The sequence below is a fragment of the uncultured Treponema sp. genome (assembly GCF_934725225.1).
Lineage (GTDB): Bacteria > Spirochaetota > Spirochaetia > Treponematales > Treponemataceae > Treponema_D.
This window is the reverse complement of record NZ_CAKVAM010000002.1, coordinates 373,237-396,810: the sequence shown is the minus strand read 5'-3', so window position 1 is coordinate 396,810 and position 23,574 is coordinate 373,237. Positions and strand designations below refer to the sequence as shown.

Genomic DNA, 23,574 nt, shown 5'->3' with positions numbered 1-23,574 from the left:
TATCCCTCTCTGCAAGAAAATATATGCTAATTGATAAATAAAAATCGGTCGTCAGGAAGTTAATTTTTGAATTCTCTCAAGAAATATCTTATCCTTTTGAATTGATGTTAACATAGATGTATCTTTTATATCATGTGTAAAAATATTAGATAAGAATACTTGTGTTTCTGAAATATTCAACTCGTTAGTTTTTATCTCTTGTCCAATAATTAAATTAGTTCTTGTAGTTAAAACAACCTTATGCTTATTTATATCAAGTTTTTTTATAAAACATTGAATTTTTTCGACTTCGGATTTGTTAAACGTTTCCAAATCATCAATCACAATCAATATTTTCCCATTTATTGAAACAATACTATCAATAGTATTTAAATCACTGCCAATTACTTCATTTATTTTAAAAATTATATCTGAAAAAGAATCTATCCGCTCTCTTATTTCTTCAATTTTTCCATTTTTATAATTATACAAACGATCTTTTGCACTTAAAAAAACAATATAATCGAAAATTTTTCTTTCAGAATTTTCATATTCTTCAATAATTGATTGTATAACCGCAGTTTTTCCGACTCCACCATGTCCCCATATTGTACAAGAGACTGTAGATTTATCTTTTTCTAAAAATTCTTTTATCTTATCTTTTATTCCAACCTCAAAATATTTTGTATAATTTCTCTTAAAATCATTGACAATTGTCTTATTCACACAAATTTTTCTTCCAATATCATCTGTAATTAAAGAAATATCTTCCAAAGAATCCCAATCTTTAGTTATCTGCCTCGTAGTAAAAATTTGATTATATAAAATTCTGCCTAATAAAGGATCAACTATCTTGGAATAAAGGTACAATTCTTCATTATTATTAATCCAAATATAAGGCATAGTAAAAAAATAATTATTATCAGAAGCAAGAATATAAGTTGATTCTTTTTGAAAAGAAAAATTAGAAACAGGACATTTCCATGAAATCATACCATCATTATAAGAAAAATTAATTCCTAAATAAAAACTATCCTTTTTATCAAGCACAAAGATATAATCATAATCAGAAGACATGATAACTCCATCATAAATAACAGAGCTTAAATCCTCAAATTTTTTTATGAAATTTTGATTTCCATCTTCAAATGTAAATCCATGTCCAATACTTACATTTCGCAACTCAGGATATTTCGATATTGCATTTACAATTTTTTTTGTATTTTTGTCATTAGAAATATTTAATTTAGTAATAACTTGGGCTAAATCTCCAACACTTGGTTTTACCAATAGTCTATTAATATATTCTTGTTCTTCTATTTTTAAGCTACCAAAATTTCTATTTCTTAATAAAGAAAGCATGAACAGCAGTGCATACTCTATTTTAACTTGCAATAAAATTTTCAATTCTGAATAATTTTCTAAATTTTTTGCTAAAGCAATTTTCTGATCAATTTTCTTTGTAAAATAGTCCATAATAAACTCCATTTATAATTTTCTACTGAATTATAACACAATTTTTTGACGACACAAAACAGAATTTTATCTTGAAGTTTCATATACCCTATATTTATAACACATCAAAATTTTCATTATTTTTGTAAAACATTTCTATAATAAAATTTTTATATTAGTAATTTTTAATTTTAAAATAAAAATTAGAAAGACTGTTATTCAAATCTAAAGGTTAAATATACGATGGACAACAGAAAATCAAAAATAAAAATTGAATCTACAAAACCTTCAAAAATCTGTTAAAAATACACAGAACTTCCTATTGACAATATACTTATTAAAAAATAAAAAGAAAGGAAAATTTACAAAATAATACTAAACTTTATACTTAAAAACTTTCTTCCAGTTCACAGGAAAAACAAAACCTGTCTGAGAAATTTTGAATCAAATCATTTAGTCATTAAAAAATTCTCTTACTAACTGAGTCAAAATGATTCTAGCAATAACATCATTTTTATTTGATTTTTGAGCTGCCATTGAACGACAATTATAAAGAACTGTTATCATACTTTTATTCAAGTGTAATAGTCATTATACAATTTTCCATTTAGTTCTATAGAAATATTTTTATAATTTAAAACAAAATATTCCAAATCAAAACACAAATAATTATTTCTAACTCAAGATAAAATTTATAGCCAAATTAAAAACTCAATCTTTATTCTTTCACACATTCCCCGTAAATCTCCGCCATCTTCTTCACTGCGATGTCAACCGAATATTTTCTAGAATCTTCTATATTATTCTTCCGCATTTCTGCCATAAGCCCGGGATTTTTGTAGAGTTTCAGGATTTTTTCCACAAAGTCTGCGCTGTTGTCCAGCTGATAAAGTTCTCCGTTTCGTCCGGGCAAAACAGCATCAGTCTGGCCTCGGATATTGCTTGCCACAACCGGAAGCCCGCTCGCCATCGCCTCAATCACGCTGACTGGAAGCCCCTCCTGCCTGCTTGTCGTAACGTAAAGGTCGGAAAGCGCGCACAGCAGATTTATGTCTTTTCTGTAGCCGGGAAACCAGATGATGTCGTCAACCTCAAGATTCACGGCAAGAATTTTCATTTCCTTTAGCTGAACGCCGCGGCCAGGCATTATGATTTTTAAATTCGGAATCTGCTTTTTTAGCTCTGGAATGTTTTTTATGAAAAACTCGTGGTCTTTTCGCGGAATGAACTCTGCAATGTAAAGGATTATGAAATCGCATGAATCGTATTTGTATTTTGAGCGGAGCGCGAGTTTTTCTTCAGAAGAAAACGGCTTGAATTTTTCAAGGTTTATTCCAACTCCGTCCAGCATGAAAATCTGAGCATGTTTTTTCATCACGCAGCCTCCATATTTGTGAATGAAGGCAAAGTGAACTGAAAAACTACTCTACAGTTATCCCCCCCCCCGACATTTTCAGAAATGACTTCACTGTATATTCCTGCCATCATCTTTACCGCAATGTCAACTGAATATTTTTTCGCCTCGTCAATATTCCGCCTGCCCATTTCCTCTCGCAACGAAGGATTTTTATATAGAAGGATAATCGCGTCTGTCATTTCTTTTTCGGATTTCGGGCTGAAGATAAAGCCGGTTTCCTTGTCTTCTATAAGTGAGCGATGTCCGCGGTTGTCGCTCACAACAACAGGAAGTCCGCACGCCATCGCCTCGATTATGTTCACAGGAAGCCCTTCACGCAGGCTTGCGGAAAACGCCACATCGCTCATCATCGTGAGCTTTTCGACATCGCGCCTGTAGCCCAAGAATTTCACGTATTCTTCAAGATTTTCTTTCTGGACAAATTCGCGCACAATCGGAAGAGTCTCTTTTCCAATCAGGAGAATTTTCAGATTCGGAATAATTTTTGCAAGCTCTGGAACAGACTTTACAAGCATAATCTGATTCTTGTTTTTGTTGAGCTCCGCGACAACCGTTATGATAAAGTCTTTTTCAGAATATCCAAGTTCCGCCCTCAACGTATTTTTTTCATCAAAAGTGCAAGGGTGAAATCTTGAAAGGTTCACTCCAACGCCGTCAATCTTGAAAATCTCAGAATGATTTTTTTGCCCGTTCATAGTCTTCCTCGTTTATTGTTACAATCACATCCGTGCAGTGCGAAAGCCATTTTTCCATCGGATAATACAGAAGCCAGTTCAAGATTGGCGCGCCTTTGTAAAAATGGAATCCGTGCGCAGTATAAATCACCTTGATTTTGTGCTGCTTCCAGAGTTTTTTAGCCGCAAGCCGTCCGAGAACTCCGCCCATAGGTGTGTGGCAGTGCAGAATGTCATAATGATTTTCCGCCAAAATCTTTTTAAGCTGCCTGTACGCCTTAAAATTCTTAAAAGAAAACGGAGAGCGCGCGATGCTTATTGTGTACTGGTTGTCGCAGTCCTTAACCTTCTCCTCGCCTGCCGAAGCATAGTCAACCTGCCAGCCCTGATCCATGAACCAGCGCATATAAGGCAGATTAAACTTTGAGAAATTGGCGGTGTTTGAAAGAAAGAGAACTTTTTTCTTAGTATTTTCACTCATTTTATTTTCTCCTAAAAATTTTTCGGATTTTTATAAAAACTGAAATTGCGGCTCTTCTAAAAAATTTTAATAATGACCACAGCAGCGCAATCAACATAACAAAAATGTTTATTTTATGAATCTTTTTTGCAAACAAGATGTTTTTGAGTTCTCCAACTTCCATTTTCCATATATGAGAAGAAAGTCCAGCCTCTCCAAAAACACATTTAGAAAAAACAGGAACTGTCGCTAAAAAAGGGAGATACACACATTTTCCGTACTGCATAAAATCCAACAAAAACCGCATATCTTCGGAATATTTTTTATTTTCACAAAACTTAACATCGCCGCAGACAAGAGCCGACAAGCGGAAGGCACTTGTCTGCGGGCTGAAAAAATTATGAAAAATCTCTTTTTTATATGTTATCTCTGTTCTTTTTCCAGCCCGCCGACCGGAGCCGTATTTTGCACAAACTAAATCAACTTCAGTATTTTTACGCAGTTCTTCTATCTGTACCTTCATTTTTCCAGAAAGCCATTTGTCATCGGCATCATTTAAAGCAATGAATTCACCGCACGCATTTTTTATTCCTGTGTTTCTTGCAACAGAAGGACCTGAATTTTTCTGTGCAATCACCTTTACGCATGGATTTGATTCAGAATATTTTCTGCACAATGTAAGAGAGCTGTCTGTGCTTCCGTCATCCACCAAAATAACTTCATAAGACAGACAGTTCGCAACAAGTTCATCCACAACAGAATCAACGCATTCGCAGATAGTTGTTTCTGCATTGTAAACAGGAATAACCACAGAGACTTCTATTTTATTGTTCATGATTCCCTCCAAAATTTTCTAATCATCATTTTTAGAACTAGTTTTTTATGACCATTTTTTCCTAATGAAAATTTTGAAAAAAATACTTTAAAAAAACGTGCTATTGAATTTTTATCCTTTAATTCCAAATACCGCTTAAAAACATTTTTCTTGGACTCGTCCATATCATTTTTAAAGACTTGATAAAATGACATAATATTTTTATATGCCGGAGCAAAAACAACAGGAATGTTATGATTTTTTAATATTCGCTTTCTGTATTGATTTTTGTTAATTTCAATATGAACTGAAACATTGTTTTCATACTGCCGATATAAAAACAAATTCTCGTCTAAATACTTAACTTTTCCGAATGTAAAAGCAACCAAAGAAATCAGATAATCATGCATATAAAGATTTTTAATATTTTTAGAAAGAGCAATATTTCTTAAAGTTGCATTAAACATCATTGCGCATCCTTGAAGACCACCATTTAAGAATAAAAATTCTTCAAGAGAATATGCCTGATTAAAATTCATTTTTGGAAAAATAGTTTTATTTTCTGTATTCCATAAATAACAATTTGAAACAAGCAAGCATGGATTTTTTGTCTGCCTATCAAACGAATCAAACATTCTCTGGAGTTTATATTCCAGCCATAAATCATCTTGATCGCAAAAACAAATCAATTCAGATTTTGAAAACTTTAAAAGATGCATAAAATGCATACCGGGATTATGAAAAGCTATTCCATCTTCAATAAAAACAATCCGGGAATCGCGGAGCGTCCATAGTTTTACTTTTTCAAGTGTTGAATCGGAACTTCCATCATCGTGAATATAAAGCTTCCAGTCTGAATAAGTTTGATTCACAATGCTTGAAATTTGAGTATCTATATACTTTTTTCCATTGTATGTTGCCAAAAGAATATCAATCATATCTGTACCTCAAGGCATAGCTTTTGAATTTTTTTGTAAGAACAAAAAGCCAGAATAAAGTTTGCAAAGTTACACTGAAAAATCCTAAGAACCAATCTCCAAAAAACTGAAATACAAGACAATAAAGGTAAAGGGCGTAAAAGATTTTCTTATCAATAGAATTCTTGTATTTAATTCCTGAATACAATTTTCCAAATATGCTTCCGTACAGAAGTGCGCAAATAATGATTCCTATAATCCCAAAATCGATATAAAAATATCCAGGCATTGTATAGACATTTGTTGCATACGGAACTCCAATCCATTTTTCACTTTTTAGAAGTGTGCTAGGAAGAACATTGCAAACACCAAGTTTATTAAAGAATCTGTAAAAAAATGAAAGAGTCCAACAGCCAAAATATTCTGAATGTAAATTTTTGCCGCCTGTTACAACAGCATCAAAAGCCGGTGCAGGAGATAAAAAATAAACATATAAAAATCTTGTAAAAAAATTTGACTTAGATGTTTCATTCCCTGACCTAAGAAACTGCAAAGTAATAACGAATCCTAAAAATACTAGCAGCAAAGCAAGAAAAGTTTTTTTGTTTAGCTTGTTGCTTACTTTTAAGAAATAGAATATGCAAACAGCAAGCTGAAAAAATCCGCCTTTGTTCATTGATGTAAAAAAAGAAATTAAAATCATAACAGCAAGAACAAAAAGTGAAATTCTGTATTTCTTTTGATTTACAGGATTTGTAGTTCCAAGAAAAAAAACTATAATTCCAGGCTGCATAAAATATGAAGAAAGTTTTACATAGATTGGAAGAGAAGATCCAAACTCGGTTTCTTCTCTCAATAAACTGAACCCAACATCCCTAATTAGATTTATATAGTAAACATTTGAAATAAATAAAAATAATATAGATGCATACAAAAAAAACTTATGCATAAGTCCAAAAGAAACTTTTTCAACTGCGCTTATGCAAAATTCTCTTGATGAAAAAAATCCAGAAAAAATACAAAATGATAAAATATATGTAATTATTACAAGATAAAAACCGTCAGACAAAGAAATCCATATACCAGTTTTTCTTATCAAATAGTTATATGAAAATATAATGACAAACCATACAGCAACTGTAATAAAAGCTGGATGAAGATAATCCTTAAAAAGAGTCCAGATAATTAATAACATAAATAAAGAAAACAAATAAAAAATCAGTTCCATTTATTTTTCCATGCAATTCCACAGCCTTTCACATCCCTTTCCGTCTAAGTATTCCGCGAACTTTTTCCGCGTTTCCTCGCTTACCGGCGAATATTTTTCCTCTTCAAGGATTCTGTAGAATTCCTGCCAGTTTTTTGCCTTTGCTCCTTCCAAGTTCTCAAAGTAATTGAAGTAATGACCGCGCGCGTATTTGATGTAAAAGTCGTAATCAAAAGGAAGAAGAACCACTGGCTTTTTTGTCGCGATAAAGTCAAAGTAAATGCTTGAGTAATCGGTCATCAGCATGTCAACCTGGCCGACAAAGTTGTAAAGCTCGTCGTAGTCAGAATCATTTACCGTGATGAGCCGCGAGGCTGAGCTTTTCTGACTTACGGTTTGCATAAAGCGTAAGTCAGAAAAGTGTGGCTTATACACAAGCACACTTTTCTGACGCTCCAGCGCCGCCAAAAAATCGTCAAGATTAAAGCTGTATTTCTCATCAAAAGGATTGAAAACCTCGCCAGTCCATTCCGCCGTCCTGAACGTGGGCATATAAAGAATTATCCTGTTTCCGGGAAACTGCTCGCAGATTTTTTCGAGCAATGGTTTTTTTCTATGCGCAAAAAGAGCATCGCAGCGAGGCGAGCCTGTGCGCAAGATTTTTTCGTCCGGCAGACTGAACGCGGTTTTCAGGAACGGCACAAAGAATTCAGAATTTGCAACTGTAAAGAGTTTTTTCTGCTCCAGAAAGATTTTCCACGGAAAAATTTTTCTCAAGATATGCGCAGTTTTTCTTCTAAATTCAGAGTTCGCAGATTCTCCGCCGGAGTTCGTGTCGTCATTCAGGATTTTCTTGAGCGGCATACCGTGCCACAAAGCGTAATACTCGGCGTTTCTACAGAAAAAGAGGCTCATCTCGCCACCTGTAGTTGAAAATATTTTTGACGCGCGCAAAGAACAGAAAAGCCCTGCAGCAGAATAAGATGAAAAAGCGTTTCTGCCTTCCGCACGGAGTTTTTTCACAACATCCTTGTTCTTTGAAAGCCAGACAGTTTTTATTTCAGGATGATTTTTGTTCACATATTCAAAAAACATACGCGAGTTGTCGGAATACCGCTGCCCGAACCAGGAGCAGAAAATCCAAAGATTCTTGCTGCGCGGAAGAAGTCCAAAAAGATAATAAAACGGTAGCTCAATAATATTGAAAAGCGTAATAAAGCCGCGCCGCAAAATTTTCAACGGCAAAGGAAGATTTTTCTTATTCATTTTTTGATTTCTCCTTTATTTTTGTAACAAGAGGATAGAATATTGAATCTTCGTCTATTTTTGACCAGTCAGAATCATAATATTCGCCAAAAGTAAAAGAATCTATCAATCTTTCCGTATAATCAATTATCGCTTTTTGCTTTTTGTGATTATACAGTTTTACTATTTCTTCTACTTCCTTTATCTGATTGATTTTTGATCTAATTATTTTTTTCTTTTCATTGGTAAAACATTCTGCAACAATACCTTTTACAACTTCAGAAGGATATTTACTCTGCAATTTTTCTGCATTACAAAGTAAATCATAAGCAGACGCAGAATAACAAGAATTCTTGTGATTTGCAGACTGTAATATATTTCTTCCAAGAATTATTAAATCTTCTTCCTCACATGCTTTTAGCGTTCCCCTAACATGAGGTGATTGTAAAGTATATATAGCAGGATTCTGCTTGTTAAAATCTAAAGATTCCAATTTTTCTGTTAATTTATGTATAACAAATTTTGCATCAAAATATTGCAAATCAAGTTTCTCATTATTTATAAGATTTTTAATCTCCTCTGCTTGACTTTCTGACAAAACATATTCATTCATTAGCACTGCTAATTTTAAAGAATCTTTATTTGCCTTTAATTCGTTAAAGACTATTGTTTTTATATGGTCATCGAGGTGTTCAAATACATCTTTTCTAGCAAAAATAATAAGGGCAGTATTTTTGGTCTTATAAATAAAATCTTCCTGTTGTTTTATGGTCTGCAATACTTGCTGAATCCCGATTTTTCCAATCAGCACATCTATAAATATTCTAATCCTGACATATGAAAAACTATCTTCACATTCTTTTTCTACAGTTTCGTAAAAATCTGTTAAAATCTGCAATAAATATGGATATTGATATTTTTCAATGCGTTCTACAAGATTTTCAAAATATTCTTTTATCTTTTCTTCGTCTTTATTTAAAAAAGATTCCTGTTCTTTTAATTTTGTAAAAATAGAGTCAATGCTTGTTTTTCCAAGCAGTAATTTTTTAGAAAGAGAAATATCTATTACAGATTGAATAATATGCTCACAATCTATTGCATTAGGGGACTGTTCATAAGGATGCCCATAAATACATCGTATTTTGTAAAAGTATTCAAGTTTTTGCTTTTCGACTTCGTTAATAAAATCTGCTTTGTAAGCTTCTTGAACAATATCCAAATCCGCAGATTTGTGAGAATTTTCTATAAATTTTATTCGCTCCCAAATTGTTTTATCATCACCTTTTTCTGCCATTGTTTTAAATTTTGTTCTAAATGATTCAACACAACAAAGCCAAGCCATAAGATAAGAAGCTCGACAAAAGCCAGTCTTATACAACCTTATGACATCTTCTATGAGTTCTTTGTCATGTGCATCAATAACATCAGAAGTATCTATCATCTTACAAATTTCCTAATAAATTTAAACAAGCTTGCAAAACCATACACAGCAAAAGCAACAGAAAAACACAATACAACCCAAATAGGTAGTTTTATAAAATTAGAAATATTCCAATTGTGCAAAAGTTCCTTATGTGTATAAATTATACACTGAGAAAAATACAAGTATACGCTAAAGCGGCCAAGCCACAAAACGACAGGACATTTTTGCAATTTTTTTTCCAGAACAGAAGTTGAACACAAAATAGTTGTTAGGAATACAAAAATCAAAATCACCACTGCATAATCACGAGCAGCTTCAAACTTGTATATAGGAAAAATCATATACGCAACAATTATTGTAAAGCTTAGAAATTCTATGAATATCTTTGTTTTTTTGTGCTGCCTTATAAACTCTAAAAATTTTCCATTCTTAAAAAGTCCGTAAATAGCAAAACCTGCATTAACGCCGGCGGCACAGCGAATCATACCTTTATAAATAAAACCATACATTACCGTGTGAGGAGCATAAAGATTAGGAGTGTTCAATGAAAGTAGACCATATAAAAACAGAGCAACAACCGGAGCGATCCGTTCAAAATATTTTTTTCCAAATCTTTCAGCAAGAGGAGCAAAAATCAATATATTCATAAATAAAGCAGAAACATACCATGCCGGTTCATTAACATAATAACCGACTTTATATCCTGCCATATCAATAAACAAAAGTTCATAAAGACTATTAGATAAATCTCGAGCAAAATCTTTTAATCCAAATGGTAAATGTGCACAAACAAATGCAAAAAGCCAACTTATATAGTATGGAAGAGCAATACCTTTAATTCGAGTTAACAAGTACCCCCCCCTGCAACAACTGTAGAATTTTCCGTAGGTAAAACATTTAATTTCTTAATTATTGAATTTGCTAAGAAAAATCCACTTATCATAAAAAAGAATTCATCACCTACATAAGCATGCATAAATAACTTTGGAGACACAGAACCTTTTAAAACATATGAATAATAATGATACAATATGATAAACACAGCAAAGAAAAATCTTAAAAATTCTACAATATAATTTTTTTTCATTTTCGAGACCTCTTTAAAATAGAATATATAAAGTCATCTTTTGTAATAAACATCATTAACATATATAATAAAGTACAAACAATTATTGATAAAATTGTACGAAAAGTTATATATTTTATTCCTTCAAATGGAATTAAATGTTGAATCAAAAGAACAATAGGAATAAAAAGAATACTTGTCATCAGATATTTGAAATTATTTTTTGAAAATATTGAAAACTTGAATCCCAGTTTTCTTATGAACAGAATCTGCAGAAAAACAACCAGAATGTCAGAAGATGCGGTTGTTATAATGCAAAGCTCCGGAGTAAGTTTATTGAGCAGAACTAGCACAACTTTGCACAAGATATTGAAAATGCCTGCGGAGTAATAAATTTTCGTAAGGATTTTCTCGTTGCCAGTCGCAAGAAGTACCTGCTTGGCAAGAATCATGTCAAACGCGCTAAAATAATAGCGGACAGAAAACAGACACAAGGCAATCGAACCTGACAGATATTTTGAACCTGCGTAAATATAGAAAACCTCAAATGAAAGAGTCGCCATTCCTATGCAGCAAGGAGTATGCAGTGCCATAAAAGAAGATGAGCTTTTTTCCAGCAGAGAATAATATTCATCCTTTTTGCCTTCCGCCCAGTAAAACGAAAGACGCGGAATACTCACCAGCAGAACAGATGTCGTAACATTCACAACTGCAAGGATAATTGTCTGGGAAACATTGTAATAAGTAAGACTCAGAGCATCAGAAAACCACACTAACATAAAACGGTCAAAAATCGTGTAAAGCATGCTTGAATTCACAAGCAAAAACACAACTGACAATGGTTTAAAAAGAGATGTCAAATCCTTAAAACATATTCTTGAAAACTTTATCTTTGACTTTGCATAAAAAAATGTAAAAATATTGTTCAGTATCAAAGAAAGACTTGTCAGAAAAACATAAACAAAAATGCCATCACTTTTCCGCACAAAAACAAAAACGCTTACAACATATAAAAAACGGCACAAAAAGGTCTTTACAAGAATAAAACCATAGCTTTCAAACGCCTCGTTTACGTAGTCGATTGCAAAGCATACAAAAAATATCTGGCTTGCAAGAATCAGATAAATATTCCTGTATTTCAAAAAAGACGGAACAAGCAAAACCATAATCACATACACAGCCGTTACAAGCACAGATGTAAAAATATTAAATGCAAACAGTTTTGTAAAAAGCACGGAAACTTTCTTTTTGTCATTTTTAATCTGGCTTACAGTCCTCATTCCGTAAGTGTAAACGCCAAAAACCGCAAAAGGTGAAAACCAACCGATAATGCTTATAGCCTTGTTGTATTCTGTGAATCCGCCTACAGAAAGAACACGCGCCACATAAGGAGCAGTTACAAGAGGAAAAATTATATTAAGCACACTCAGAACACTTTTATAGAAAGCATTCAGTTTTATTGATTTTGACACAAGTCTTAACCTCTTTTCTGAAAACTATGCTTTATTGAACGAAGGAAGTTATATAAGATAGTCAAAATTTTACTGTTGTCTACAAAACGAAGTTTTACCCAAACTTTTTTCATTAGAGATTTTCTTTTTTTAACAGACTTCTTGAATTCAAGCGGAGTTTCTATTAATGGCAATTCATGAATTCTGAGAGGATTTTCTTCTTTTCCTTCAAGAACTTTATCTATTACATCCATAATGTTTTTTGCTGAATTTCCTAATTGAGGAAAATTATTCTGTCTATAATTCTTTATAGCCAAAATATAACTTTTATCAGACAGAACATTTTCTACAGTTTCTTTCAATTCCGCTTTTTTACATTTGACTGCAAAATCATAAGGAAAATCTGGAAACCGAGGTGGAAAATCATCAGGGACAAGCCAATCGGTAACTGCAACAACAGGTTTATCCATAAGCATTGCTTCATATAAAGTTGAACTTTCTTCAGAAACAAGGACATCACATAAATTGATTGCATTGAATATATTTATAGAAGTATCAAGAACAAAAACATTTGGAATATTCTTTGACTTCTCTGCCATTTCATTACAAATGTCATATTGAAATTTAAAAGTTTTTGGATTCCATGGAAATTGTTTTATAATCAAATTGACATCAAGCTCCTTACAGACATCAATCATTTCAAGTTGTCTGCCATCCCATTCCCAACTTGGAGCATACAAAACAGTCTTTTTATTCTTATTTATACCATAGCGTGCTATTATTTCTTCACATTCATCTATAAAAACTTTTTTCTTAATATCATCCGATTTAGGCCAACCAACAAAATAACAGCCATTTTTCGGACGAACAAAATCATAGCAACTTGCATTATGCCACATATCAGCCCATTCTTTGCTCGGAAGGAACCCCAAATTAAAATCATTCCAAAATTCATTTTTCCACATAACAGGCCATTCGCCATGTTGCTGTCCCAAATCGTGCAGCATAACACAAGAAAATTTGCTATTTTTAGGAAAATTTAAATGTTGGCAATAAAACCCGATTTCACATTTTTTTAAAACATCATCAGAAAAATTAATTTTATAACCTCGCTTCATTGCTTCATCTGCAATAGGTTCTTCACACTGATGTTCCAATTTATCTGTACAAATAAAAGTTATCTCTTTTTTTATATTTTTTTTCATTTAATTTAAGTCAACTCCATCTTTAATTTTTGCAAATTTATCTTTATATTTTTTTAAAAGATTCTTGTGATAATTGCTCAATTCAAAATTTTCAGGATTTAATCCAATATTTATATATCTAAGTGCTGAATCGATAATACTTTTTGACTCAGAAAAGCCATATTTAGTAAAAAATTTACAAACTCTAATTACATAATGGATAAAATGAATACCGCGAGTTTTTTTATCATTACAACAACATTCTTCAAGCAGTTCCAAAGCTTTTTTCAATACTTTTTTATCATTCTTATCATAATTACTGTCAAACCAAATCTGGGCATAAGTACTTTGCACTGCAAAAGGATTATACGAAGAAATACTTTTCGCCATATCTATGCAAAGAAAAGCATCTTGATATTTTTTGTTCTTTGAAAGATATAATGCTTCTTGTTGATAAACATATTCATTTCCATCTTTTTCAAGCCATAAATTGTAGAATTCAATACCTTCTGATACATTTTTAAATGTTTTATAAATTAAATCAGCATCAATGCAACGTTTCTTAAATTTCACATAATTACAAATTTTACTAATAGCAACTTTCCTAACAAATCTTTTCAAAACTTTTCCTAAAATATCTCCATTATAATTTCCAAGTTTTTCTAAAATTTTTTCTGCGAAAAATCTAGAACGGCAGGAATAATAATCTTGTAAAATATCATAGGCTTTGAATGCAGAAACATCTGTTTTTATAAGATTTCCAGAACGCTCTACTATATCAAGCATATCTTGCCAAGAATATTTATCATCACCTAGAAATGAATAAACCATATCAAAAGAACATGGCACTCCACAAGAATGGACATAACAAACAAGCAAAAACACTTCTGCAGCATCTTTATCTTCTGAATAAAATTTATTAAAAAACTTAAAATTGATACTTTTTACATTTCCAGCAAATAAATTTGGAATAGTCGGATCAAATTCAATAGGTTTTGTACCTATTTTTTTCTGTAAAAGAAATTTTGGTATGGAATTTAAAATTTCTTGTGCATCTGATTTTGATATTTCTGTAATATCAATAATTTTCAAGCCATATAGTTCAATCTTATGAAATTGGCTCTCATAATCAAAATCACGTTCAAACGCCACTAATTGTATATTTTTATGTTGCAACAATAATGACAAAGCATTCGAATCCTGAAAAGCTCCGTCTACAAAAAGCAAAACATTATTATTCCCTATAACTCTTAAATATTCTTTTACATCAAAAACAGTAGGTTCAATAAGAAAGTGCTTTTTTCTTTTTGAATCAAAATCTTTCAATAATTGCATCATAAGAGTAGTCTTTCCACACCCTCTAATGCCTATTACAAAACAATTTCTACCACTATCTATAATATTTGAAACATCTCTATAATGATGAGTTTTTACTATAAAATTTGAATAAATATGACTCCATCTTGTAGAATACTCTGAAAAGAATATATCTATAGGAACAGAAACAATATCTTTTTTATTTGGAATGCAATATTTTTTATCATCAATATCAAAAGAATACGAATCGCTCTTTTCCTTTTTATTTTCTATATTAAATTTTTTAATATATTCCAAAAATTCTTTTGTTGAGCCTTTTATTATATTAAATCCTAATGCTCTTAATATATCTTCGTCTTCTTTCTTTACATTATCACCATATAACAAAAACCATTTATTTTGGTTATTGTTAATATTATTCTTCTTTTTATACATGACCTGCAATGGTGCAGGATCAGCAAAATTCCACCCCCAGAAAATGATTGGAAATGATTCCGTTTCTTTGCTTAACGATTCCCATGAATTTGCCCCATCAATAAAAGCCGTAGCTAAATCAATTTTAGAAAAAATATAAGCTGCTTTAGGGTTTTCAACACATCCATGAAGTGCATAATAGTCAATAATACCTGAATGTCGATTTTTACCATAAACAGAACCATTGTTTGCAATGTTATTCAATGATCCACTTTCTGCATTAGAAAAAATTTTAAACCATAAATTATCAACATTTGTTGTAAAAATATTTTTTAGAGGCAGTTTTAATAATTCATTATAACAATCCTCAAATGACTTTACCTTAAAATATTCTGTAATAAAACTGTGAAATGCTTCATTTTCTGTTAATTGCAAAAAAGTACAAGCTTTTATCAAATCACCATATTCTGATATGCTATTAAATCTTTCTTTTAGAACTAATAACAAACCATCTCCGCAAGGTAATTTTCTATCTTCAAAATTTTTAGCCTCAACAGAAAAACCTGCACCACAGAATAAGTTTATTCCTTTTTCCAAAGCTTTTTTTAATGTATTCTCATTCTCTATATTCATAAACTCATCTCCTATTCTCCAAATCCCGCTTTATCTGCGTTGTAGAAATTTCAGGAGTGCGCTCAAGATAGACAACCTCGCACTGCTCTTTCAAGAAATCAAACTTGCCCTTCCAGTCATCGCCGATAACAAACGTGTCGATTTTATAAAGGTCAACATCGCTTTTCTTCTGCTCCCAGTTCTCCTCGGGGATAACCAGGTCAACATAACGGATCGCCTCAAGAAGCTGCCTGCGCTTTTCATAGCTGAAATAGCATTTCTTGTGCTTTGAGTTCCAGTTGAACTCGTCAGTTGAAAGCCCCACCACGAGATAGTCGCCCAAAGCCTTAGCCCGGCGCAGAAGATTTATGTGTCCGTAATGGAGCAGGTCAAATGTTCCGTAAGTTATTATGCGTTTCAATTTTTCTTCTCCTCTTTTGCAAATGAAAGTGAAGTTATTTTGCTTTCAAGAATTTTTTCTTCCTTTTCCATCTCTTCATCGCTCACAACTTCCCTTCCGCAGTCGTAAACCACCTGCGTTTCAATCCCGCCGCAATTTCCAAAATCCTCTATCACGCTTTTTCTAACTTCCTCTCCACCAAGCCACACGGACTTATCTTCATCCGAAACCGGCGACAAAGTGCATATATATAGAAGAATTTGTTCAGTTTTGTCCGCTTTGAGCCGCTCAAGCACAAAAGAAAGCATCGCCTCGCTCACGCCGTTCGGGAAAATCACAATCTCTTTTTCCGCCCAGAAGCCGCCTGCTTCACTTGTGAGAAAATCGTGCATCTCGTTTATTTTTTTCTGCGTGAATCCGTCCGGGGCTGAGCCGCAGAGAATGGCGTGGCGGGTCAAAGTCTTCTCCTAAATATTGCTATTTTCAATATTATAAATTGCTTTTGGATAATTTTCAAGTATTGCTGATAGCAACATAATAATTTTAATGACAGATATTCTTTTGGTTTTAGGAAACAACATTAGAAAAATAAGAAAAGAATTTGGCTGGACTCAAGCGGATTTGGCGGAAAAATCAGGAATTTCAGTTCCTTTTATGACGCAAATTGAACTTGGAAGAAAATCCGCCTCGCTGGAAGTTGTCCAAAACATCGCGGCAGCACTGAATATTTCCTACAAGCAACTTTTTGAGGAAAATATTGCTGCCACTAACCAAGAAAAAACAAATTTGTCATTATTGGAACAAAACATCACTTCTTCTATTGTAAAGAAAATTCATGAGGAATTTATTAAGATAAAATAGATTTTTGATAAACAAAAAAAATCAAGTTATCTTTTCAATATTTTTACCATATTTAGATGCTATAAACTTTTTCACAAATAAACTCCATTTTAGTCCGTGTCGCGGACATTAACACATCCGCATAGCGGACACGTACATATCCGTGGCACGGACGTAGCCATATCCGCCATGCGGACTTGTACAGATCCGCGTCGCGGATTTAAATATAAAAAGCAAAATAAAAAGTACAATTATTTTGCATAAAAACATTTAAAACGCTTGACAAACTACTTTTTCACAGTTATATTTATCATATCAAAAGTTCTTTTTAATTGTACAAATACAAAAGAATTTTTCAAAAAGGAATACAGAGTTTTTTAATTAAAGAGCACGCATAAAGTGCAAGGGTGAAATATTAATGGGTAACACTTTTTTCAAAGAAAAAGTAAGAAAGTTAAGGGAGGGAAAAAATCTTACAATGGAGCAGCTCGCAAATGCTGTTGGAGTAACAAAAAGTCGTGTCAATATGTGGGAAAACAACGGCACTGTTCCGCGGCAGGATGCGTTATTGAGGCTTGCAAAATTTTTTGAAGTTTCAACTGACGAGCTTTTAGGAAACTTCAACTTTAAGGATACAAACATAAAATTAAATTCTATTCAGCGAAACCTGAAAAAACTAAATGATTCTGACCTTGAAAAAGCCGATGCCGCAATGAAGCTGCTATTTGGCAAGATTTGGGAAGAAGATGAAAAGGAGGACCATGGCGACTTGTAAACCGGATTTTAAGAAATCTTATATTGCTGCCCACGAAAAGCTTGTAAAATTGCCACTTGGAACAACATTTCCGCTGAAAACTTCAAAAATCATTGAAGATTTTTCAGACTTGGAGCTTCATTCATTTTGCTGGGCAGAAAAACATGGATTCCCTCGAATATATTTTAAAAGCGAATCGGCAGAATTATATGAACAAAACGGACGCTACACAGTTTTTTATGATGAAACAAAACCGCCCGCACATTCAAAGTTTTCAATACTTCACGAGCTTTTTCATTATGAAAGCAATCACGATTTAAACGCAGGCGAAAAAAATACAGAACTTTATAACAAGCAGGAAGTTGAGGCAAATTTCTTTGCCGCAGAAATGCTTATGCCAGAGCCAGTAATAAAAGAGCTTGAAAAACGCGGTAAAAAGATGGATGCCAAAGAAATTCAAAAGGTCTTTGGGACATCTGCAAAGGCGGCAGAAATCCGATTCAAGACACTAAAAAGCTATCCAAGTTTTTTACGTTCAAATGAAGAAAAAGAATTTGATGAATATCTTGTAAAATTTACTTTCAGAAAATTTATTGATTCCGTTTGCCCAAAGACGCGAAAATTAGACCTGCAATATGAATATGAAATGCAGGCAGAGCGAGATAGATGGATAGCAGAAAGATATTAGAATTAGTAATTAATATAGAAAAAGCGATAAACTTGGAGGAAATTTAAGACTAGTGCGGAAACTTCGGAACTTTCCGCAAAAAAATAGCCGCTTTTCACTGGTACTGAAAAACGGCGGCTGGCACATACTCACGGTATGACTAATAGTGTTACTAATATTACCGTGAAAAGACTGTCCGAGTCAATAAAATTTTTTAATAAGAGGCAATGCCCTATGGCAGAACTTATTACGGAGCATACTGGCTCTACAAAAACTGTAAATGTAACGGTAAGAAAAAGCCACATAATCGACGGTGAAAAACAATTCGCCACAGTAAACCGCAATACTGCAACTCTTGAAAACATAATTGCAGCAGTTCACAAGAACAATCCATTGATTTCTGAAAATATCATAAGAACGGTAGCAACTGAATTCAAGATAGCAATGCTTGAAAAACTGCAAAACGGAGAAGGCTTGAATCTGTTCGATCTTGGAACTTTATACCTTACTTCCAAAGGCAGCATTGAATCAGAAAATCCGACAGCGGAAGATGTCCCTGCATTCGGTGTCGGTTTTACTCCTTCAAAAACCGCAAAGTTCTCTGTTTCTGACATTGAAATCGACTCTCTTGCAAAAGCCGAAACATCGCCTTCCATAGCGACATTCACAGATCTTTCAACTAACAAAATAGGATTTGAAATAACAGAAGGCGGCGGAATGAGAATTTCTGGAGAAAGACTGAAAATTGCAGGAAGCAATGATGAGACAGGCATATTCTTTGCGCCTGTTCTTGAATCTGGAAAAATCGATGAGAACGAGGAAAACTGGAAGAAAGTTTCAAGGCTTTTCAGAAATTTTCCAAAAGAGCTGTCATTTTTCTTGCCGGACATTGCAAAAGCCGATTCAAAATGGTTCATTGTAGTCCGAACTGCAAGCAGCTGGGGCTCAAGAACAACCAGCAACCTAAAAACCTCTATAAGCAAGAATCCGATTTCGGTGGTTTCAGCTTAATATGGAAGTGAAAAAAAAAGCAGTGCTGGAATATTCCAACACTGCTTCCTCTTAGAATCAAAGCAAATTACTTAAACTCAAGTTCACGTCCGTTGCTCGAAACATTTATCGTGCAGCCTTCGGCAAACTTTCCTTCAAGCAGTTCCTTTGAAAGAGGGTTTTCTACCCAAGTCTGAACGGCACGCTTTACAGGGCGGGCGCCAAACGCAGGGTCGTAGCCTTTTTCTGCAATGAAGTCTACAGCAGAATCATCAAACTTAATTGTAATTCTTCTGTCTTCAAGGCGTTTTGCAACGCGCTCAAGCTGAATCTTTACAATTCCGACAATGCAGCTCTTGTCAAGACGGCCGAACATTACAATTTCGTCGATTCGGTTCAAGAATTCCGGGCGGAAATGCGTTTTAAGCAAACCGTCAATCTGAGTTCTTGCCTCTTTCATCTTTTCGTCTGTGTCAGCATCAAGAATCAGTTCGCTTCCCAAGTTGCTCGTCATTATGATAATTGTGTTCTTAAAGTCCACAACTCTGCCCTGTCCGTCTGTTAATCTTCCGTCATCAAGAACTTGAAGAAGAACATTGAAAACATCAGGATGGGCTTTTTCAACTTCATCGAACAAAACTACGCTGTAAGGTCTGCGGCGAACTGCCTCTGTAAGCTGACCGCCTTCATCGTAGCCAACATATCCCGGAGGCGCACCAATCAAACGGCTCACGCTGAATTTTTCCATATACTCGGACATATCGATTCGGGTAAGCGACTTTTCATCGTTGAACAAAAAGTCTGCAAGCGTCTTTGCAAGCTCAGTTTTACCAACGCCAGTAGGTCCAATGAACAGGAAGCTTCCAAGCGGGCGGTTCGGGTCGCTCAAGCCGGAACGGTTACGGCGGATTGCATCGCTTACAACCTGCACAGCTTCGTTCTGACCGATAACACGCTTATGAAGAACTTCCTCAAGCTGCAAATATTTTTGCTTTTCGCTCGAAAGCATTTTCGCAACAGGAATTCCTGTCCAATTGCTTACGACACGAGCGATGTCTTCTTCTGTAACTTCCTGCCGCAAAAGGGATTCGCGTTCTGGGTTCGCCTCAACTTCCTTATCGTGGGCAACAGCTTCTGCAAGCTGCTTTTCAAGGGAAGGAATTGTGCTGTACTTTAATTCAGCGGCTTTTTCAAGATTTCCTTCACGGGTGTATTTTTCTTCGTTAAAGCGTGCCTCTTCAAGCTCTTCCTTTATTTTGCGGCTCTTGTCGATGCTGTTCTTTTCGTTCTGCCACTGAAGTTTCATGGCATCGCGTTTTGAAGTCAACTCGGAAAGCTCTTTTTCAAGTTTTTCAAGACGCTCTTTTGAAGCGTTGTCGTCTTCCTTGCTCAAAGACTGCTTTTCAATTTGAAGCTGCAAAAGTTTTCGCTCAATCTGGTCAAGTTCCGTAGGCTGGCTTTCAATTTCCATCTTTAAGCGGCTTGCGGCTTCATCGACCAAGTCAATCGCTTTATCCGGTAAGAACCTGTTTGTAATGTAGCGGTTTGAAAGAACTGCCGCACTGACCAAAGCCTCATCGTTGATTCTAACTCCGTGATGAATTTCGTACTTGTCGCGAAGTCCACGCAAAATAGCGATTGTGTCCTCAACGGTCGGCTCGGCGCAGTAAACCTGCTGGAATCTTCGCTCAAGGGCTGCGTCCTTTTCAATATACTTGCGGTATTCGTCAAGAGTTGTGGCACCAATAACGTGAATTTCGCCACGGCTCAAAGCAGGCTTTAGCAAGTTTGAAGCGTCCATTGAACCTTCGCTTGCGCCAGCTCCTACAATCGTATGAAGCTCATCGATAAACAGAATTATCTGCCCTTCAGATTTTGTAACTTCTGTGATAACCGCCTTAAGCCGTTCCTCGAATTCACCGCGGAACTTTGCGCCGGCAACAAGGCTTCCCATATCAAGAGAAAGAAGACGCTTGTTTTTAAGGCTTTCAGGCATATCACCGCTTGCAATTCGGCGGGCAAGTCCTTCTACAATCGCAGTTTTACCAACACCAGGCTCACCAATCAGAACTGGATTATTCTTTGTTCGGCGGCACAAAACCTGCATTACACGGCGGATTTCCTCATCACGGCCTATAACAGGATCGATTTTGTCCTGACGGGCACGTGCAGTTAAATCCGTGCAGTATTTTTCAAGCGAACGCATCTTGCTTTCCGGGTCTTGGGAATCAATGCTCTGATTTCCGCGCACTGACTTTAGGGCTTCAAGAACTGTATTCCTGTCGCATCCTGATTTTCTCAAAAGCTCGCCGACATTGTCATCTGCCTGAATCATTGCAAGAAAAACGTGCTCAGTAGAAAGAAACTGGTCTTTTAAAGAAGCCATTTCCTTTTCTGCCTTGGCAAGAACTTTCTGCGCGCTGGAAGACAAAGACATTTGCGTCTGGCCTTTCACTACAGGATATTTGTCCAATAAGTTTTCAAGATTTGTTTGCAAAGAAGAAGGCTGAAGTCCAATCCGTTCAACTAACGGAGGAATCATTCCGTCTTTCTGGTTAAGCATGGCATACAAAAGATGCTCATTGCCTATTTCGCTGTGGTCTCTTTGCTGGGCCAAGCTGCTTGCGCTTTGCAGCGCATCTTGCATTTTTAATGTCATCTGTTCGTAGTTCATAAATTTCCTCTAGAAAGGAATATACAAATTTCCGAACTAAAAATCAAATTTTTTTTAAGGATTATTTTTCGGCGGTTTCAAGATTGCCGTATTCGCAGATGCACTTGGAAATGTCGGCCTGCTCCAAAAGCTCAAGGTTTTTCTTCATTTTTTTATAAAGCTTGAATTTTCCAGTGCCAGAGCCGCTCGCAAGAATCCGCATAACTTTTCTTCCGCCGGCAGGACTTTCAAAATCGCGCAGAGACATATCCTTTGTGTTGCAGAAAATATCGATGTCAATCACATAACGCCTGTCGTGGACGCTAACGGACCAATGCAGTTTTAAGCCTTCATCTTCCGTTCCGTTCATTTCCTGGCAGTCAAAATTTATCTGCTTTTTTTTCAGTTTGTTCGCATGAAATTCAATATTTTTTCCTTCAATTGAAACAAGCACTGAAACTTTATTTTTGTATTCGCCCTGAACCGCAAAAATAGAAGCTTCCAAAAGCCGCCCGGAAATTTCGCTTGTAAAATTTGAAGAGCTTAAATGAAAATATGGAGAAGAAAAATCCCTGCCCCAGTTTTTATCATAATATCCAAAGGAATTCCGCGGATTCACATTGTATTCTTCGTTATTGAAAATGATTGTGCCGGAAAAATCAGTCTTGCCGCCAAGAACAGCCCAGTTTATGTCTTTTGCTCTGTAGTCTGAAGAAAACGAAATGCTCCGTGAAAACTTTAAATTCCAAGACATTGTGCCACAGCTTCCCATATATTCCGGGTGAGCGCGTAAGTCTTCGTCTGTAACTTTTATTGCGCCCGAAGTATAGTCATGCGCCAAAATGCAGGCTGGCAATTCTTCCTGCTTGGCTGAAATTATATATTCGCTTTTTTTTGCAGATAAGATTTCGGACGGAAAATAAGAATTCATCTGGTTTGCGCTTACAGAAAGAACTCCAGCTTTTATCATAAAAAATGAAGGCGAAACATAAGTTTGAGAAGTGAAATTCTTTGCAGTTTCAGAGCCTGCCAAAACGTACTGAAAATCTTCTGTAGACTTGTTAAAACGGTTTTTAAATCCAAGCACGCATTCTTTGGGAGACAAGGCGGGGTTCACAGCGTAAAATTCAATGAAGAAAGTTTTTTCTTCGCCGGAAACTGAACTTACAGCGTTTGTAACAAGCCTCCAGCGGTCAAAACCATTTTTTCTAAGGGAACCTTTTAATTGTAGTTTTTCATTACGGCAAATTTTTTTTGCAGCCATATATCTTCCCACCAAAAACAAGACACAGCCAGCACTAAAAAAAGCACGGCATTTTTGGCAAACTTAAATAAATTTACAAAGATTGCCTTAGGTTTATTTTCGGCAGGAAGCTATGTTTATTTAAATATTTTCTTTAGAGAATCTTTGAATTCAGAATTGTCTAGCGGAAAATGCTGCTCCAAAAATTCAAAGCAGTTTTGCGCGCCGCGCTGAACGTGCTCATACCAAATTGAATAAAGTTCCGGCTCTATTTTTTCGCTAGGGAACGGCGCGCCCTGAACATCAGAAACAAGCTGTCTCATCAACTTTGTTAATTCTTCTACGTTTTTGTTGGTCATTTTTTTCCTTCATTTTTGCAAAAGCAGATAATG

The 23,574-nt window shown here is 34.8% G+C and carries 23 protein-coding genes; 4 read left to right on the top strand and 19 right to left on the bottom strand.

The annotated features are described in order from the left end of the window. Window positions 1-51 precede the first annotated feature (51 nt). The 16 genes from Q0H92_RS04650 to Q0H92_RS04575 all read right to left on the bottom strand — a co-directional run bounded on the left by Q0H92_RS04650 (window position 52) and on the right by Q0H92_RS04575 (window position 16,493). Window positions 52-1,455, bottom strand: a complete 1,404-nt coding sequence (locus Q0H92_RS04650) for an NB-ARC domain-containing protein (RefSeq protein WP_296012449.1) — start codon at window positions 1,453-1,455, stop codon at window positions 52-54. A 697-nt stretch (window positions 1,456-2,152) separates the two neighbouring features. After that, entirely contained in the window at window positions 2,153-2,809 is a 657-nt protein-coding gene (locus tag Q0H92_RS04645; RefSeq protein WP_296012447.1) for a glycosyltransferase, read from the bottom strand. Next, window positions 2,809-3,546 carry a glycosyltransferase gene (locus tag Q0H92_RS04640; protein WP_296012445.1) on the bottom strand — a complete coding sequence of 246 codons (738 nt, stop codon included), beginning with the start codon at window positions 3,544-3,546 and terminating at the stop codon, window positions 2,809-2,811. Before Q0H92_RS04640 ends, Q0H92_RS04645 begins: the two co-directional genes overlap by 1 nt. Beyond that, window positions 3,521-4,006 carry a glycosyltransferase gene (locus Q0H92_RS04635; protein WP_296012443.1) on the bottom strand — a complete coding sequence of 162 codons (486 nt, stop codon included), beginning with the start codon at window positions 4,004-4,006 and terminating at the stop codon, window positions 3,521-3,523. The genes Q0H92_RS04640 and Q0H92_RS04635 overlap by 26 nt, the downstream gene beginning before the upstream one ends. Before the next feature lies 1 nt (window position 4,007). Next, window positions 4,008-4,820, bottom strand: coding sequence for a glycosyltransferase family A protein (locus Q0H92_RS04630; protein ID WP_296012441.1), 813 nt, complete (start codon window positions 4,818-4,820; stop codon window positions 4,008-4,010). Then, complete coding sequence (locus tag Q0H92_RS04625) at window positions 4,817-5,737, bottom strand: glycosyltransferase (RefSeq protein WP_296012439.1); 921 nt, start codon at window positions 5,735-5,737, stop codon at window positions 4,817-4,819. Before Q0H92_RS04625 ends, Q0H92_RS04630 begins: the two co-directional genes overlap by 4 nt. Continuing rightward, complete coding sequence (locus Q0H92_RS04620; RefSeq protein WP_296012437.1) at window positions 5,730-6,911, bottom strand: O-antigen polymerase; 1,182 nt, start codon at window positions 6,909-6,911, stop codon at window positions 5,730-5,732. Before Q0H92_RS04620 ends, Q0H92_RS04625 begins: the two co-directional genes overlap by 8 nt. 33 nt (window positions 6,912-6,944) lie before the next feature. Further along, complete coding sequence (locus Q0H92_RS04615; RefSeq protein ID WP_296012435.1) at window positions 6,945-8,189, bottom strand: CDP-glycerol glycerophosphotransferase family protein; 1,245 nt, start codon at window positions 8,187-8,189, stop codon at window positions 6,945-6,947. Next, the gene (locus Q0H92_RS04610; protein ID WP_296012433.1) at window positions 8,182-9,609 is read right to left on the bottom strand and encodes a hypothetical protein; all 1,428 of its coding nucleotides are present in this window, start codon (window positions 9,607-9,609) and stop codon (window positions 8,182-8,184) included. The genes Q0H92_RS04615 and Q0H92_RS04610 overlap by 8 nt, the downstream gene beginning before the upstream one ends. After that, window positions 9,606-10,442, bottom strand: a complete 837-nt coding sequence (locus Q0H92_RS04605; RefSeq protein WP_296012431.1) for an acyltransferase family protein — start codon at window positions 10,440-10,442, stop codon at window positions 9,606-9,608. The genes Q0H92_RS04610 and Q0H92_RS04605 overlap by 4 nt, the downstream gene beginning before the upstream one ends. Further along, a complete protein-coding gene (locus tag Q0H92_RS04600) occupies window positions 10,436-10,678 on the bottom strand; it encodes a hypothetical protein (RefSeq protein ID WP_296012429.1) in 243 nt (80 codons plus the stop codon). The genes Q0H92_RS04605 and Q0H92_RS04600 overlap by 7 nt, the downstream gene beginning before the upstream one ends. Then, the gene (locus tag Q0H92_RS04595) at window positions 10,675-12,129 is read right to left on the bottom strand and encodes an oligosaccharide flippase family protein (RefSeq protein ID WP_296012427.1); all 1,455 of its coding nucleotides are present in this window, start codon (window positions 12,127-12,129) and stop codon (window positions 10,675-10,677) included. Before Q0H92_RS04595 ends, Q0H92_RS04600 begins: the two co-directional genes overlap by 4 nt. 5 nt (window positions 12,130-12,134) lie before the next feature. Continuing rightward, the gene (locus Q0H92_RS04590) at window positions 12,135-13,313 is read right to left on the bottom strand and encodes a CDP-glycerol glycerophosphotransferase family protein (protein WP_296012425.1); all 1,179 of its coding nucleotides are present in this window, start codon (window positions 13,311-13,313) and stop codon (window positions 12,135-12,137) included. Next, window positions 13,314-15,656 (bottom strand): SIR2 family protein, encoded by a 2,343-nt coding sequence (locus tag Q0H92_RS04585; RefSeq protein ID WP_296012423.1) that lies wholly within the window; start codon window positions 15,654-15,656, stop codon window positions 13,314-13,316. 4 nt (window positions 15,657-15,660) lie between these two features. Then, window positions 15,661-16,056 carry a glycerol-3-phosphate cytidylyltransferase gene (tagD, locus tag Q0H92_RS04580; protein WP_296012421.1) on the bottom strand — a complete coding sequence of 132 codons (396 nt, stop codon included), beginning with the start codon at window positions 16,054-16,056 and terminating at the stop codon, window positions 15,661-15,663. Next, entirely contained in the window at window positions 16,053-16,493 is a 441-nt protein-coding gene (locus tag Q0H92_RS04575; protein WP_296012419.1) for a hypothetical protein, read from the bottom strand. Before Q0H92_RS04575 ends, tagD begins: the two co-directional genes overlap by 4 nt. Before the next feature lie 88 nt (window positions 16,494-16,581). On the opposite strand from Q0H92_RS04575, the gene Q0H92_RS04570 reads away from it, so the two are divergent. From Q0H92_RS04570 to Q0H92_RS04555, 4 genes are all read left to right on the top strand, one after another. Continuing rightward, a complete protein-coding gene (locus Q0H92_RS04570) occupies window positions 16,582-16,896 on the top strand; it encodes a helix-turn-helix transcriptional regulator (RefSeq protein WP_296012417.1) in 315 nt (104 codons plus the stop codon). A gap of 397 nt (window positions 16,897-17,293) precedes the next feature. After that, window positions 17,294-17,650: a helix-turn-helix transcriptional regulator gene (locus Q0H92_RS04565; RefSeq protein ID WP_296012415.1), complete on the top strand. Its 357-nt coding sequence runs from the start codon at window positions 17,294-17,296 to the stop codon at window positions 17,648-17,650. Beyond that, entirely contained in the window at window positions 17,637-18,317 is a 681-nt protein-coding gene (locus Q0H92_RS04560; RefSeq protein WP_296012414.1) for an ImmA/IrrE family metallo-endopeptidase, read from the top strand. Before Q0H92_RS04565 ends, Q0H92_RS04560 begins: the two co-directional genes overlap by 14 nt. 213 nt (window positions 18,318-18,530) lie before the next feature. Continuing rightward, window positions 18,531-19,307: a DUF4469 domain-containing protein gene (locus tag Q0H92_RS04555; RefSeq protein ID WP_296012412.1), complete on the top strand. Its 777-nt coding sequence runs from the start codon at window positions 18,531-18,533 to the stop codon at window positions 19,305-19,307. Window positions 19,308-19,374: 67 nt separating this feature from the next. Here Q0H92_RS04555 and clpB read toward each other — a convergent pair whose 3' ends face one another. From clpB to Q0H92_RS04540, 3 genes are all read right to left on the bottom strand, one after another. Next, window positions 19,375-21,960, bottom strand: a complete 2,586-nt coding sequence (gene clpB / locus Q0H92_RS04550; RefSeq protein WP_296012411.1) for an ATP-dependent chaperone ClpB — start codon at window positions 21,958-21,960, stop codon at window positions 19,375-19,377. A 61-nt stretch (window positions 21,961-22,021) separates the two neighbouring features. Beyond that, a complete protein-coding gene (locus tag Q0H92_RS04545; RefSeq protein ID WP_296012410.1) occupies window positions 22,022-23,203 on the bottom strand; it encodes a hypothetical protein in 1,182 nt (393 codons plus the stop codon). A gap of 116 nt (window positions 23,204-23,319) precedes the next feature. Next, window positions 23,320-23,541, bottom strand: coding sequence for a hypothetical protein (locus Q0H92_RS04540; protein WP_013701667.1), 222 nt, complete (start codon window positions 23,539-23,541; stop codon window positions 23,320-23,322). Window positions 23,542-23,574: the final 33 nt, after the last annotated feature.

Bases quoted from the DNA above. Each gene is read 5' to 3' on its own strand.
- Q0H92_RS04650 (WP_296012449.1), bottom strand. From the start codon at position 1,455: ATGGACTATTTTACAAAGAAAATTGATCAGAAAATTGCTTTAGCAAAA.
- Q0H92_RS04645 (WP_296012447.1), bottom strand. From the start codon at position 2,809: ATGAAAAAACATGCTCAGATTTTCATGCTGGACGGAGTTGGAATAAAC.
- Q0H92_RS04640 (WP_296012445.1), bottom strand. From the start codon at position 3,546: ATGAACGGGCAAAAAAATCATTCTGAGATTTTCAAGATTGACGGCGTT.
- Q0H92_RS04635 (WP_296012443.1), bottom strand. From the start codon at position 4,006: ATGAGTGAAAATACTAAGAAAAAAGTTCTCTTTCTTTCAAACACCGCC.
- Q0H92_RS04630 (WP_296012441.1), bottom strand. From the start codon at position 4,820: ATGAACAATAAAATAGAAGTCTCTGTGGTTATTCCTGTTTACAATGCA.
- Q0H92_RS04625 (WP_296012439.1), bottom strand. From the start codon at position 5,737: ATGATTGATATTCTTTTGGCAACATACAATGGAAAAAAGTATATAGAT.
- Q0H92_RS04620 (WP_296012437.1), bottom strand. From the start codon at position 6,911: ATGTTATTAATTATCTGGACTCTTTTTAAGGATTATCTTCATCCAGCT.
- Q0H92_RS04615 (WP_296012435.1), bottom strand. From the start codon at position 8,189: ATGAATAAGAAAAATCTTCCTTTGCCGTTGAAAATTTTGCGGCGCGGC.
- Q0H92_RS04610 (WP_296012433.1), bottom strand. From the start codon at position 9,609: ATGATAGATACTTCTGATGTTATTGATGCACATGACAAAGAACTCATA.
- Q0H92_RS04600 (WP_296012429.1), bottom strand. From the start codon at position 10,678: ATGAAAAAAAATTATATTGTAGAATTTTTAAGATTTTTCTTTGCTGTG.
- Q0H92_RS04590 (WP_296012425.1), bottom strand. From the start codon at position 13,313: ATGAAAAAAAATATAAAAAAAGAGATAACTTTTATTTGTACAGATAAA.
- Q0H92_RS04585 (WP_296012423.1), bottom strand. From the start codon at position 15,656: ATGAATATAGAGAATGAGAATACATTAAAAAAAGCTTTGGAAAAAGGA.
- Q0H92_RS04570 (WP_296012417.1), top strand. From the start codon at position 16,582: ATGACAGATATTCTTTTGGTTTTAGGAAACAACATTAGAAAAATAAGA.
- Q0H92_RS04565 (WP_296012415.1), top strand. From the start codon at position 17,294: ATGGGTAACACTTTTTTCAAAGAAAAAGTAAGAAAGTTAAGGGAGGGA.
- Q0H92_RS04560 (WP_296012414.1), top strand. From the start codon at position 17,637: ATGGCGACTTGTAAACCGGATTTTAAGAAATCTTATATTGCTGCCCAC.
- Q0H92_RS04555 (WP_296012412.1), top strand. From the start codon at position 18,531: ATGGCAGAACTTATTACGGAGCATACTGGCTCTACAAAAACTGTAAAT.
- clpB (WP_296012411.1), bottom strand. From the start codon at position 21,960: ATGAACTACGAACAGATGACATTAAAAATGCAAGATGCGCTGCAAAGC.
- Q0H92_RS04545 (WP_296012410.1), bottom strand. From the start codon at position 23,203: ATGGCTGCAAAAAAAATTTGCCGTAATGAAAAACTACAATTAAAAGGT.
- Q0H92_RS04540 (WP_013701667.1), bottom strand. From the start codon at position 23,541: ATGACCAACAAAAACGTAGAAGAATTAACAAAGTTGATGAGACAGCTT.